The sequence below is a fragment of the Luteimonas sp. Soil_C_16 genome (assembly GCF_057657295.1).
Genome location: NZ_JBDGIS010000004.1, coordinates 386,656 through 399,770, shown reverse-complemented (window position 1 = coordinate 399,770; position 13,115 = coordinate 386,656). Strand labels below are relative to the sequence as shown.

Below are 13,115 nucleotides of genomic sequence, written 5' to 3'. Positions count from 1 at the left end.
AAACTCGCTGCGCTCAGACATGGGCTGCTCTTCGACCCCGCCGCCCTGCGATGCTCGGCTCGCTTTACGGCTCGATTGAGATCAAATGCTCGAAGCCAAGGCCAGAGCCACAGCTACAGCTACAGCTAAAAGCACAGCAAGAGCCGCAGCCACCGCTCCGCAGCTGGAGCCAAATAGCCACAGCCGTACCTCATGCCGCTGCGCAGTCAACGCAGGCAGCAAGCCCACGCTCGACTGCTCGCAGCCCAACACCGATCCAAGCGCCGCCGCCGTCAGCAGACATCGAACAGACTTGACACCCCACCATCAACGGCGTAATTAATTAGGTAATTAGTTAACTGGATGCCGCCATGGAACGGGTCTTCGAAGCCCTCGCATCGACGCCGCGCCGCCAGATCCTGGCGTATCTCAATGCCGGCGAACTCACCGCGGGCGAGATCGGTGCGCGGTTCGAGTTCAGCAAGCCGGCGCTGTCCGGGCATCTGCGGGTGCTGGAAGAGGCCGGTCTGATCGAGCGCGAGAAGCGTGGCCAGTTCGTGTTCTTCCGGCTGGTGCCCGACCGGCTGGCGAACACGATCTTCGCGTGGGCGGCAGAGGTGTGCCCGGTGGCGCGTCCGCTCAAGCGCGAACGTCGCAAGGCGGGCGCGGTTTGAACGCGGTGGCCGGCGATGCGCTGCGCACTGCAGCGGCGCCGCGTGCGGCGTTCACCGCGATCCGCGCGTCGTCGACGTTTCCGTCGGTGCGTCTGCCGTCCCACTGCGGCAGACTGCCGGTCGAAGTCACGCTGATCGCGCAGTTCGCGCCGGGACAGGGCGATGTCGCGATCGGCGATGCGCTGCGTCGGCAGCGGGCGCATCCGGCCTTCGTCGATGCGCTGGACGAGCCGTCGACCCGACTCGGTGCGATGGATCTCGCGCGTGGGGATCCGTCGTCGCTGTACACCTTCGGCGTCGGCGCGAACGGTCACCCGTTCCACCGCCACGCCGGCAACCGCATGTTCACCGCAGTGTCCGGCAGCGCCGGCGCGCATCTGCGGTTCTCGACCGCGTCGCAGGCGCAGATCGATGCCGATCCGCGTGCGTTCGTCGATGCCCTGCACGTGGTCGAGGTGCCGCCGGACTGCCTGTTCTCGGTACGTTTCGGCGGCGGTACCTGGCACCAGTTCATCGCCGCACGTCCGGGCGGCCCGCATCCCACCTTGTTCGCCCTGTCCTGTCATCCCGACGAGACCGCCGGCGGACTCGATGCCGCGACGCAGGCCCGCGTGCTCGGCAATACCGCCGACATTCCTGCGCTGACCGACGTGCTCCCGCCCGCGGTGCAGGCGCTGCTCGATACGGCCTGGCGTAGCCCGGGGTCGATCGCGACCACGGCGCTGTCGCTGCACGCGCCGCCGGCGTCGATCGCCGCGCGCTTCTGCGCCGGGGTGCGCGGCGCGATGGGACGTCTACGCGCGGGTATCGCGCAGCGCCGCGTCGCTGCGGGTTTCCGCGCGGACAACGGCGGCGGACGCGATGTCGTCGCGAGCGGCGTGGATGCGGATTCGCTGCTGCAGTCGCAATTGCCCGGCCGGCTCGCGCACGAAGACCAGGTGGCGCTGCGGCTGGGCGCGCAGGTCCGCGGTGCGACAGCCGCGCACGTCATGGAGCATCTGCTGACCGGCTTCGTCGCGAATCCGCCCGATGGCGTGTCGCGATTGATGGCGCTGCGCAACGTGCTGGTGCGCCCTGTGGGGCTGCGCACCTCGCCGCTCGGATGTCCCGCGTCCTCGCTGCTGTCATCCGATGCACCGCTGCAGTTCGCCGGCCGGCATCCGGTGCTGTCCGAACGCCGCAGTGCCGACGGGCGCCGTGTCGAAGTCATCCTCGGCGCGGACGACAAGCACCTGATGTTCCGCACCTGTGTCGGCGTGCGTCTCGAGGCCGATGGCGCGTTCGTCTGCTCGATGGCGACGCGCGTGCGCACGCGCAATCCGTTCGGACGCCTCTACATGGCGGCGATCAGCGGCGTGCACCGCCGCTATATCGCACCGGCGATGCTGCGGCATGCCGCGGATCACGCGGTGCGATCGTTGCGCGGCCTGGACGCTGCACGCGCGGAGGGGAGCGCACGGCGACACGCGGCCAGCGCTTCGCGCGTGCGCGGGCTCAGTCGATGAACTGCAGCCGCGCCAGTTCCGCATAGAGGCCGCCCTGCGCCAGCAGGTCCGCATGCGTGCCCTGGGCGACGATGCGACCGCGGTCCATGACCACGATGCGGTCGGCCTTGAGGATGGTCGCCAGCCGGTGCGCGATGACCAGCGTCGTGCGACCTTCCATCAGTCGCGCCAGCGCTTCCTGCACCGCGAATTCGCTCTGCGCATCGAGCGCGGACGTCGCTTCGTCGAGCAGCAGGACCGGTGCATCACGTAACAGAGCGCGGGCGATCGCGATGCGCTGCTGCTGGCCGCCGGACAGACGCGCGCCGCGCTCACCCAGTTGGGCGTCGTAGCCGTCGGGCAGGTCGCGGATGAAGGCATCGGCCTCGGCCGCGCGTGCCGCCGCTTCGATGTCGGCGTCGCTGGCATCGAGCCGCCCGTAGCGGATGTTCTCGCGCGCGCTCGTGGCGAAGATCGTCGGCGACTGCGGCACCAGCGCGAGGTGATCGCGCAGCGCCGCGGGATCGAGCCCGCGGATGTCGACACCGTCGATCGACACCCTGCCTTCTGCCGGATCGTGGAAGCGCAACAGCAGCGACAGCACCGTGCTCTTGCCGGCGCCCGACGGGCCGACCAGTGCGACGGTCTCGCCGGGTGCGACGTGCAGGCTGAAATGTTCCAGCGCCGGTGCATCCGGGCGCGACGGATAGTTGAAACGCACGTCCTCGAAGCGCAGCGCGCCGCGGACCGGCACCGGCAACGTCACCGGCGCGTCGGGCGCGCGGATGCCGGGATGCTCGACCAGCAGTTCGCCGATCCGGCCCATGCCACCGGCGGCGCGTTGCAGCTCGTTCCAGACTTCCGCCAGCGCGCCGACCGAGCCGGCGCCGAACAGCGCATAGAGCACGAACTGGCCCAGCGTGCCGGCGGTCATGCGGCCTTCGATGACGTCGTGCGCGCCCGACCACAGCACCACGGTCACCGCGCCGAAGATCAGCGTGATCGCGACCGCGGTGATGATCGACTGCAGGCCGATGCGCCGGCGCGCGGTGGCGACCGACTGCGCGACCGCATCGCCGAAGCGTCCGCGCTCCCAAGGTTCGCGCGCGTGCGCCTGCACGGTGCGGATCGCGGTCAGCGTTTCGTTGGCGAGCGCGTTGGCATCGGCTACGCGGTCCTGGCTCTGGCGCGAGATCTTCGCCAGCTTGCGGCCGCCCAGCACCAGCGGCAGCACGAACAGCGGAATGCCGATCAGGGTGAACGCCGCGAGCCGCGGACTGGTGACCACCAGCATCGCGACGCTGCCGATCACCATCACCGTGCTGCGCAGCGCGACCGACATCGTCGAACCGACGACCGCGCGCAGCAGTTCGGTGTCCGCGCTCAGGCGCGAGACCAGATCGCCGCTGCGGGTCTGTTCGAAGAAGGTCTGGTCGAGATCCAGCAGATGGCCGTAAAGCCGGTTGCGCAGATCGGCGACGACGCGCTCGCCGAGCAGCGACACGAAGAAGAACCGCGCCGCGGTGAACACCGCCAGCGCGACCGCGACGAGCAGCAGCAGCGCGAACGCGCGATCGATCTGGTCGCCGCCGGTGAAGCCGTGGTCGATCATCTGCTTGACCGCCATCGGCAGGCTCAGCGTCGCCGCCGACGACAGCGCGAGCGCGACCATCCAGGCGGCGAACAGGCCGCGCTGGCGCATCACGAACGGCCACAGGGTCTTCAGCGCGCCGATGCGCGCCTTCGGTGCGCCGGCGTCAGGCGTCGTGCGGGGGGATTGGAATGCCATCAGCCATTGTCGTCGATGCGGACCCGATCACGGGTGGCATCGCGCAGACGGGTTTTCAAGTCGTCGACGCGATCCGCCGGCAGGTCCAGCACCACCGACACGCCGCGGGTGTCGAAGATCTCTTCGCGTTTGACCGCGAGCGCGCGCGACAGCGCGGCGTGCACGCTGCCGATCGCGTCGAACGGCGCGTGCAGCCGCAGCGTCGCCATCTCGACCAGCGCGACGCGGGGCGCGATGCGCAGGCACTCGGCAGCGCAGCCGCCGTAGGCGCGAACGAGCCCGCCGGCGCCGAGCTTGATGCCGCCGTACCAGCGCACGACGACGACCGCGATGCGGTCGAAGCCCTGGCCATCGATCGCGGCGAGGATCGGTCGACCGGCCGTGCCGGCCGGCTCACCATCGTCGCTGGAGCGGTACTGGTCACCGATGCGCCAGGCCCAGCAGTTGTGGGTGGCATCGGCGACGTGCACCTGCTGCATGAAAGCGGCCGCGGCATCGGCATCGTCGACCGGCGCCGCGTATGCGATGAAGCGGCTGTGCTTGACCTCGAGCGTGTGGTCGACCGGACCTGCGAGCGTGTCGAGCGGCATCAGTCCAGCAACGCGCGCAGGTCCGGTGGCAGCTCGGCCTGCGGATGCCGACGGTGGAACTCGGCCAGGCTGGCCTTGGCCTCGCCAATGCGGCCGGCATCGAGCAGTTCGCGCACCCGCGCCAGCCATGCGGCGCGGACTTCGGGTGCATCGGCCGACGCGGGCGGATCGCCGTCGTCGGGCCCGTCGTCGATCGAGTCCAGCACCATCGCCTGCGATTCCGCGCGTGTCTGGCGTGCAGCCGCAGGCGCGGGCGCTGCTGGCGCCGCGCGACGCGCCGCTGATTCAGTGGGCGCCTGCATGGGCGCGGACGCGGGCGGCGAGGGTGGGGCCGGTGGTGGCGCGCGTGCAGGCGCAGGTGCTGGCGGTGCGGGCACCGACTGGGCGGCGGCGGGGATCGCAGCCTGTGGCGGCGGTGCGGCGGCCGGATGCATGTCGGCCCCGAACGCGGTCGGTCGCTCGGCCGGCGCCTGCACGTTTGCGGCTGAAGCCGAAGACGCGTTGTCCGCGGACTCGGCGCTCACCGTCTCCTTGCGTGTCGGTGCAGCCGCCGGCGTTGCGCCTGCGGCAGGCGCCTCATGTGCCGGTGCGTCGGTGACGACTTGCGCGGGCGGCGGCGCAGGTTCGGCGAGCGGCGGTGCCGGGATCTCGCGAGAACGCATCGCTTCGGGCGCTGGCGCGATGTCCGCCGCGGGTGCAGCCGCAGGCATCTCGGACGCTGCTCGCATTTCGGTGTCGGGCACTGGACGCAACTGCCACGCGATGCCGATCGCCAATGCCAGCGATGCAGCGATGCCGGCAGCGAACGGCCAGCGACGGCGACGCGGGGGCACCCGTCGGTGCGCGACGGCCGTCGGCGCCTGCGCGGGTGTTGCGCCTGCGGCCTCTCGGGCAGCGCCGAGGATCGCCGCATCGAGCGCGGGCGACGGCGACGCGGCACTGCCGTCGCGTGCCAGGCGGTCGGCCAGCATGCGTTCTTCGGGCGTCAGCGGTTCGCGGTCGGGTCGGTTCATGGGTTCAGCAGCGTGCGCAGTTTGTCCATCGCGTAGCGCAGTCGCGATTTCACGGTTTCGCGGCCGACGCCGGTGATCTCGCCGATCTCCTCCAGCGTCAGTTCCTGTTCCAGCCGCAGCAGCACGACTTCGCGCTGCTCGTCCGGCAACGCTTCCAGTGCGAGTTGCAGCTGGCGACGCTGCTCGAACTCGGAGCGCTGCCGTTCGGGCGAATCGGGATCGACGATCCGCGCGGTGCGCAGGTCCGCATCCTCGGGCGGCGGCGGCCGGTGCTGCGCAGCGCGCCAGTGATCGGCGAGACGATTGTGGGCAATGCGGTAGAGCCAGGTCGTGAACATCGCGTCCGGTTTCCAGTCGGCGCGCGCGGCGATCACGCGCTGCCAGATGTCCTGGAACACCTCCTCGGCCAGCGCGCCATTACGCAGCTGGCGCACGAGAAACCGGTAGAGCTTGTCGCGATGACGGCGGTAGAGCGTCTCGAACGCCGCGACATCGCCCGCGACCCATGCCTGCATCAGGGCATCGTCGCCGGGCGGCTCCTGCTGGCTGGCGATGTCGGGCATGGCCTGCAGGTTACGTGCTGCGGACGTGGCCGGGAAGACCGGACGGATCGGAAACGCGGGAGCGACGTGCGCGTGCATGGACGGTCGAACGTGCGGATGTCGCAGATGGGGTCGCCGGCACGGATCGATGTGACGATTTGGTTATGCTCGTGTCAGCCAAGGCCTGCAAAGTTCCCGTGTCCGATCGCCAGCTTCCGGAATCGCCCGCCCAGCCGTCCGCCGACGCGGCGGCGCGTGCGCGGGAGATTCTCGCCACCGCGCCCGACGGGCTGGCGCTCGCGATCGCCTGGCACTGTCCCTACGGCGGTCGCGGCGCGATCCACGCACGGGCCGCGTCCGCTGCGCTGGCGGACACCGCGCAGGACGCGCTCGACGACGATGCGAATGCGGAAGGCGCGTACGTCCTGCGCGCGACACGCGGCGGCGCGCGCGTCGCGGTCGCCATCGACGCGGCGCACGACGATGCGATGTGCACCGCCTGGGCGCGGCTGGCGGCGAACAGCCTGCTCGCTGCGCTCGACGCGCTGGCCACCGAACACATCGTCGCGACCCTGCAGCGCTCCGAACGGCTGCAACAGGCCCTGTACGAGATCGCCGACCTGGCAGGCTCGTCGCTGGAGATGGGGGAGGTGCTGGCGCGCATCCACGGCGTCGTCGGCGGCCTGATGACCGCCGAGAATTTCTACATCGTGCTCTATGACGATCTCAGCGAGACCTTGCGGTTCCTGTACTTCGTCGACGCGCTCGATCCCTGGGTCGCCGATCCCGAGCAGGAGCTGCACGTCAGCGACATGCCCAACAGCCTGACCATCGCGCTGTTGCGCGAAGGCCAGCCGATGCTGGGACCGTCGGCACAGCTGCGGCGTGCCCATGGCGTCGACGACGGCGATCTGCTCCACGGCCCCGACAGCGCCGACTGGCTGGGCGTGCCGCTGCGCCGCGACGGGCGCGTGTGCGGCGCGATCGTCGTGCAGAGCTACGACCGGCCGGACCGCTACAGCCAGGACGACCGGGCGCTGCTCGAATTCGTGGCCCAGCACATCCTCACCGCGCTCGACCGCAAGCAGGCGCATGCCGAACTCGAGCGGCGCGTCGATTCGCGCACCCAAGAACTGCAGGAAGCGAACTTCGGCCTGCAGGCGCAGATCACCGAGCGCGCCCGCGCCGAGCGGCTGCAGCGGGCGCTGTACCGGATCAGCGAGCTCTCGGTCGCGGCCGGCAGCGTCGAACGCTTTTATGCGGATCTGCACGCGATCGTCGGCGAGCTGCTGTACGCGCGGAATTTCTACATCGCGATGCTGAGCCAGGACGGCCAGCGCCTCGAGTTTCCGTATTCGGTCGACGAGCGCGATGTGGCGCGGCGTCCACGCGAACGGGCCAACGGCCTGACCGAATACGTCATCGACAGCGGCGAACCGTTGCTCGCACGGCGCGAGAGCATCGTGCTGCTGGAAGCCAGTGGCGAACTGCAGAGCCGCGGCACCCAGGCGCAGTGCTGGCTGGGCGTGCCGCTGAGCCGCGATGGCCGGCCGGTCGGCGTGATCGCGGTGCAGAGCTACGATCCCGAGATCAGCTTCGCGCACAGCGACCAGGCGCTGCTGACCTTCGTTGCGCATCACATCGACAGCGCGCTGGAGCGCAAGCGCGCGCAGGAAGCGCTGAAGGCCGCGCACACCGAACTCGAGTTCCGCGTCGACGCGCGCACACGCGAGCTGGAAGAGGCCAACCGCGAACTGCGCGCGCAGATCGGCGAGCGCGTGCGGGCGCAGCAGCGGCTGGTGCACCAGGCGCGTCACGATCCGCTGACCGGGCTGCCGAACCGCGTGCAGCTGCTCGAACGTCTCAATGCCGCGCTGGCCTCGTCGGAGAGTCGGCAGGAGCCGTTCGCGGTGCTGTTCCTCGATCTCGACCGCTTCAAGCTGGTCAACGACAGCGTCGGCCACGCCGCCGGCGACGCGATGCTGGTCGAGATCGCGCAACGCATCTCGGCGCTGCTCGGTCCGCAGGACATGGCCGCGCGACTGGGCGGCGACGAGTTCGCACTGGTGCTCGGAGGCGTCGACGACGCGGGCGTCGCCGACACGATGGCCGCTGCGCTGCTGGCGACGCTGTCGCGGCCGATGTGGGTGGCCGGTCGCGAGCTGTATCCCTCGGGCAGCATCGGCATCGCGATGTCGCATGCGGGCGCCGACGGCGATGGCCTGCTGCGCGACGCGGACGCGGCGATGTATCGGGCCAAGGCCTGCGGCCGCGACCGCAGCGAACGTTTCGACGAGGCGATGCGCGCCGAGGCGACGCGTCTGCTCGATCTCGAAGCGGATCTGCGCCGGGCGATCCTGCAGGACGCGTTCGAACCGTTCTTCCAGCCGATCGTGCGCCTGACCGACGGCGCGGTGATCGGCCACGAAGCCCTGCTGCGCTGGCGCCACGAGCTGCACGGCATCCTGCCGCCGGCCGACTTCATCGGCGTGGGCGAAGACAGCGGTCTGATCGAACAGGTCGACTGGCTGATGTACCGCAAGGTCATCGGCATCATGGCGGGATCGAACGCGCCGGGTTACGTGTCGATCAACGTCTCGCCGCGCCATTTCCGCTCCGACGATTTCGTCGAGCGACTGATGCTGCTGGTGGATGGAGCTGGCGCCGATCCATCGCGCCTACGCATCGAGATCACCGAGGTCGCACTGCTCGACGATGCGCCACGGGCGCTGCGCATGCTGAGTCTGCTGCGCGAGCGGGGCGTGCTGGCGCTGCTGGACGATTTCGGCACCGGTTTCTCGGCGCTGTCGTACCTGCATCGTTTCCCGATCCAGGCGCTGAAGATCGACCAGAGCTTCGTGCAGGGCCTGGGCAGCGACCTGCACGCGGAGAGCCTGGCCCTAGTCCGCGCGATCCTCGCGCTCGCCGGCACGCTCGGCATCGACACGATCGCCGAAGGCGTGGAAACGCAGGCGCAGCGCGACATGCTCGACGAACTCGGCTGCCAGTACGGGCAGGGCTATCTTTATGGACGGCCTGCGCCGGTCTGAGCCTGCGGTTCCAGGACGCGATGCTAGAGTGCCCGCGATTTTTCGAACGCCGGAGCACGTCATGCAGCAGACCCCGTTCTATCCGATCGGCACCCCCGGCCAGTCCTGGGGCGATGCCGAACGCGCGGCTTGGCGGGCCCGTCAGGTGCGGCAGCGCAGCCACGCCGACGATGTCGTGACGCGGATCGATGCGCTGCGCGACCGCTTCGACGTCGAGACCTACGACACCCTCGATTACAGCGGGCGCGAAGGCGGCGGCCGGTATCCGCTGCTCGCGATCCGCAGCCGCGACTGGAATCACGATCTGCCGATCGGCGTGATCACCGGTGGCGTGCACGGCTACGAGACCAGCGGCATCGAAGGCGCACTGGATTTCGTCGAAACGGTGGCCCGGAACTACGCCGGCCGGATCAATCTGCTGGTCGTGCCCTGCGTCAGCCCCTGGGGCTACGAACACGTGCAGCGCTGGAACATCGACGCGATCGATCCGAACCGCGCGTTCCGCGCCGGCAGCCCGGCGAAAGAGTCAGCCGCGCTGGTCGCGCTGCTCACGCCGCTGCGGGGCACCGTGCTGGTGCATGTGGATCTGCACGAGACCACCGACACCGACGAATCCGAGTTCCGTCCCGCACTGGCCGCGCGTGACGGGGTGGCCTTCGAGCCGGGCGGCATCCCCGACGGCTTCTATCTGGTCGACGACAGCGAGCGCCCGCAGCCCGCGTTCCAGCAGGCGGTCATCGCCGCGGTGGAGCAGGTGACCCACATCGCGCCGGCCGATGCGGACGGCGAGATGATCGGTTCGCCCGTTGTCGCCCACGGCGTGATCGAGTACCCGCTGGAGCAGCTCGGCCTGTGCGCCGGCATCACCGGCGCGCAGTACGTGACCACGACCGAGGTCTATCCCGACAGCCCGCGCACGACGCCGACCGAATGCAATGCCGCGCAGGTGGCATCGATCGTGGCCGCACTGGATTACGCGCTGGCGCATCGCTGACCGCGCTCGTTTCGCGGAGTGAAAGAAAAGGCCACCGCAAGCGGTGGCCTTTTCCATGTTGCCTGCGCAGCCGGACTCAGAAATCCGCGCGCAGCCCCAGCGAGATGCGGCGGCCCGACAGTTCGTACATCGTCGGGAACGACGGATCCATGGTGTAGCCGGTCGTCGCCTCGTCCGTCATGTTGATGCCCTTGAGGCTCAGTTTGAGGTTGTCGGCCAGACGCAGGCCGATCGATACATCGAGCTGGCCGTAGCCGTCGCGGTAGATCGGATACATGTTGTAGCCGATCGATTCCACGTACTCGCTCTTGTGGTTGTAGGACACGCGCGCGTCGAAGCGGTCGTTCTCGTAATACGCGGTGAGGTTCCAGGTCTTCTCGGCCAGGCCGGGCATCGGCGTCTGGATGCCGAGGTCGGATTCGCCGGCCAGCGAGCTGTCGAGCATCGTGTAGTTGGCGTTGATGCCGAACCCTTCCAGCGCCGGATGCAGCATCGTCAGCGGCAACTGGGCGATGAGCTCGATGCCGTCGACCTCGTAGGCGCCCGCCGCATTGACCGGCTGGTAGACGTCGAAATCGAAGATGCCGTTGAGCGTGCCGTTGGCGTTGTAGACCGGCACGTCCTCGACCACGCCGGTCAGTGCGTTGATCACCACGCCGTCGATCTTCTTGCGGAAGTACGACGCGGCAAGCAGACCACCATTGTCGAGATACTGCTCCAAGCCCACTTCCCACTGGTCGGCATAGGTCGGCTTGAGCGCCGGATTGCCGTCGGTGAAGCGGTAGGAACTCCAGCTCGCCGTGCGCTTGTAGGCGATGTCGGTCATCGCCGGGCGGATCAGCGTCTGCGACGCAGCGGCGCGCAGCAACAGCCCGTCGCGCAGCTCGGCGGTGATGTTGAGGCTGGGCAGCACGTCGCTGTAGTCGCCGTCCATCGACACCGGCGTGTCGGTGTAGCCGGTGCTGCCGTCCGGGTTCTGCACCGGGTGATAGCCGAACGACGTCACCGAGGTGTCGACCCAGCGCACGCCGGCGTTGATGTCGACCGGTACGCGACCGAGGTCGAAAGAGAAATCCGTCATTGCATACAGCGCGGTCGCCTGTTCGTCGACGCGGTAGTACTGGGCGTCGTCGAACGGCGTCGAGAAGCCTGCATAGCGGAAGGTGTCGCGTGCGTAGTCGTTGCCGACCATCTGCCAGTCGAGATCGCGCGCGGTGTAGGCGCCGCCGGGCACGATGCTGCCGATCGGCTGCAACTGGCTGTCGGCCAGCGTGCGCGTGTTGACCCAGCTGTTGTTGCTGGCTGAGGGGCCGCCGATCTTGGCTTCGCCGTACTGGCGTTCCTTGGACTTGTCGGTGTGGCGCACGCCGAAGCGGATGCTGCGCAGCGCCGGCAGGAACGCGAGATCCAGCGTCTTGCCCACATTGACCTGCGCGGCGTACTTGTCGTCGCTGATGTGCTCGAGCGTCGTCTCGTAGGCTTCGAACAGGTAGCGCTCGGGCGAGTCGTACATGTCGAAGCCGTTCGACGACGCGCTCGGAATCGTCTCGCCGGCGCGATCGGTCCAGCGCGTGCGCGAGGGCGCATAGGCCACGTGCTTGAGGTTGGCGTAGTCGAGGGTCTTCTTCGCGCCCGAGTAGCCGAGCAGGGCGTCGATGGTCCAGCTGTCGCCGCGCCAGTCCAGCGCCGCGCTGTACTGGCGGAAGTCGGTTTCGTTGCGGCGTTCCTTGCTCAGGAACTCGTGCTGCGTGGCGGTGTAGGACACGTCGCGCAGCACCAGGATGCCGTGCTCGGCCAGTGTGGTGTCGTCGTAGGCGTGGATGGTTTCGAGCGTGCTGCGGCTCGACGCGGAGTACGCGGCGGCGTCGTACTCGTCTTCGGTCGCGTCGTAGCCGCCGACCAGCGCGTCGAAGCTCAGGCTGAAATCATTGCTCGGCTTGAACTGCAGCGACGCGGTCGCGCCCCACTTGTCCTGTTCGTTGAGGAACACCCGGTCGCCGACCTTGTCCTGGAACACGATCAGGTTCGATTCGGCGGTGTTGGCGCGGTTGCCGATCTGGCGACCGGTATCACGTTCGATCACGGCTTCGGCCTGCGACCCGCGCACGCCGGACGCGCCGAGGAAGCGCGACATCGGACGGAAGTTGATGCCCGACGTGCCGTCGGTGCGGTTGGTACGCTTGGCCTTGGAAAACGACACCAGCGCGCCCCAGTCGCCCCAGGTGTCGGACGCGAGGAAAGACACCTTCGGATCGGTCTCTTCGGAGATCGAGTTGTGTGCGCCTTCGACCGAGCCGACCAGTTGGCGCGTGCTGTAGTCGAACGGGCGCGCGGTGGAGATCTTCACCGAGCCGGCGATGCCGCCTTCCTCGTCCGCTGCGGTCGGCGACTTCTGCACGGTGACCTGCTGGATGATTTCCGACGCGAAGATGTCGAATTCCACCTCGCGGCCGCCGCTGCCCGACGCCGTGGCGAGATCGTTGATCGAGACATGCGTGTAGTCGGACGGCAGGCCGCGCACGTTGACGCGCGAGCCCAGGCCCTTGTTGCGTTCGATGGTGACGCCGGGCATGCGCTGCAGCGCCTCGGCGAGATTCTGTTCGGGGAAATCGGCGACGTCGGTGGCAACGATCGAATCGGAGAAGCCCACGTTGTCGCGCTTCAGATCGACGGCCTGTTCGAGGCTGCGACTGTAGCTGCCGGTGACCGAGACGGCGTCCAGTGCCTGGATGTCGTCGGCTGCCGGCGCGTCCTGCGCGAGGGCGAGCGTCGGCATGGCGACCATGCCGCCGACGAGAAGGAAGTGGATGCTGCGGCTCAGGCAGCGCGGGCGCGGCCCGGACGCGCGGCGCGCCGGGTGGTAGGACTTCATGCCAGGTATTCCCCTTGAGACGGATGGACGAGCGCGCCGTGCGCTTGCACGCGACGCGATGGGCCGACGTGCGACCGGGGCCGGAGGCTAACGACGATGTATTGAAGTTTTGTTGCGGTGCAACGCGG

The 13,115-nt window shown here is 68.9% G+C and carries 9 protein-coding genes; 4 read left to right on the top strand and 5 right to left on the bottom strand.

Translation table 11 applies throughout. The features are described from left to right. The first annotated feature begins 350 nt into the window (after positions 1–350). Entirely contained in the window at positions 351–653 is a 303-nt protein-coding gene (locus AC3A5T_RS10520; RefSeq protein ID WP_487628523.1) for a metalloregulator ArsR/SmtB family transcription factor, read from the top strand. 5 nt (positions 654–658) lie between these two features. Beyond that, a complete protein-coding gene (locus AC3A5T_RS10515) occupies positions 659–2,158 on the top strand; it encodes a DUF2867 domain-containing protein (RefSeq protein ID WP_487628534.1) in 1,500 nt (499 codons plus the stop codon). On the opposite strand, the gene AC3A5T_RS10510 is transcribed toward AC3A5T_RS10515, so the two are convergent. Genes AC3A5T_RS10510 through AC3A5T_RS10495 form a run of 4 tightly spaced genes read right to left on the bottom strand, consistent with a single transcriptional unit; the run spans position 2,148 to position 6,092 of the window. After that, on the bottom strand, positions 2,148–3,926 hold the full coding sequence (locus AC3A5T_RS10510) for an ABC transporter transmembrane domain-containing protein (protein WP_487628522.1): 1,779 nt from the start codon (positions 3,924–3,926) through the stop codon (positions 2,148–2,150). The two genes, AC3A5T_RS10515 and AC3A5T_RS10510, sit on opposite strands and share 11 nt — an antisense overlap. Next, complete coding sequence (locus AC3A5T_RS10505) at positions 3,926–4,516, bottom strand: IMPACT family protein (RefSeq protein ID WP_487628521.1); 591 nt, start codon at positions 4,514–4,516, stop codon at positions 3,926–3,928. Before AC3A5T_RS10505 ends, AC3A5T_RS10510 begins: the two co-directional genes overlap by 1 nt. Next, positions 4,516–5,529, bottom strand: coding sequence for a hypothetical protein (locus AC3A5T_RS10500; RefSeq protein WP_487628520.1), 1,014 nt, complete (start codon positions 5,527–5,529; stop codon positions 4,516–4,518). Before AC3A5T_RS10500 ends, AC3A5T_RS10505 begins: the two co-directional genes overlap by 1 nt. Continuing rightward, the gene (locus AC3A5T_RS10495; protein ID WP_487628533.1) at positions 5,526–6,092 is read right to left on the bottom strand and encodes an RNA polymerase sigma factor; all 567 of its coding nucleotides are present in this window, start codon (positions 6,090–6,092) and stop codon (positions 5,526–5,528) included. Before AC3A5T_RS10495 ends, AC3A5T_RS10500 begins: the two co-directional genes overlap by 4 nt. A gap of 143 nt (positions 6,093–6,235) precedes the next feature. Between AC3A5T_RS10495 and AC3A5T_RS10490 the strand changes: the two genes are divergently transcribed. Beyond that, positions 6,236–9,121, top strand: coding sequence for an EAL domain-containing protein (locus AC3A5T_RS10490; protein WP_487628519.1), 2,886 nt, complete (start codon positions 6,236–6,238; stop codon positions 9,119–9,121). A 61-nt stretch (positions 9,122–9,182) separates the two neighbouring features. After that, positions 9,183–10,115 (top strand): M14 family metallopeptidase, encoded by a 933-nt coding sequence (locus AC3A5T_RS10485; protein WP_487628518.1) that lies wholly within the window; start codon positions 9,183–9,185, stop codon positions 10,113–10,115. A gap of 76 nt (positions 10,116–10,191) precedes the next feature. Here the strand turns inward: AC3A5T_RS10485 and AC3A5T_RS10480 are convergent, their stop codons facing one another. After that, a complete protein-coding gene (locus AC3A5T_RS10480) occupies positions 10,192–12,987 on the bottom strand; it encodes a TonB-dependent receptor (protein WP_487628517.1) in 2,796 nt (931 codons plus the stop codon). Between the last annotated feature and the right edge of the window lie 128 nt (positions 12,988–13,115).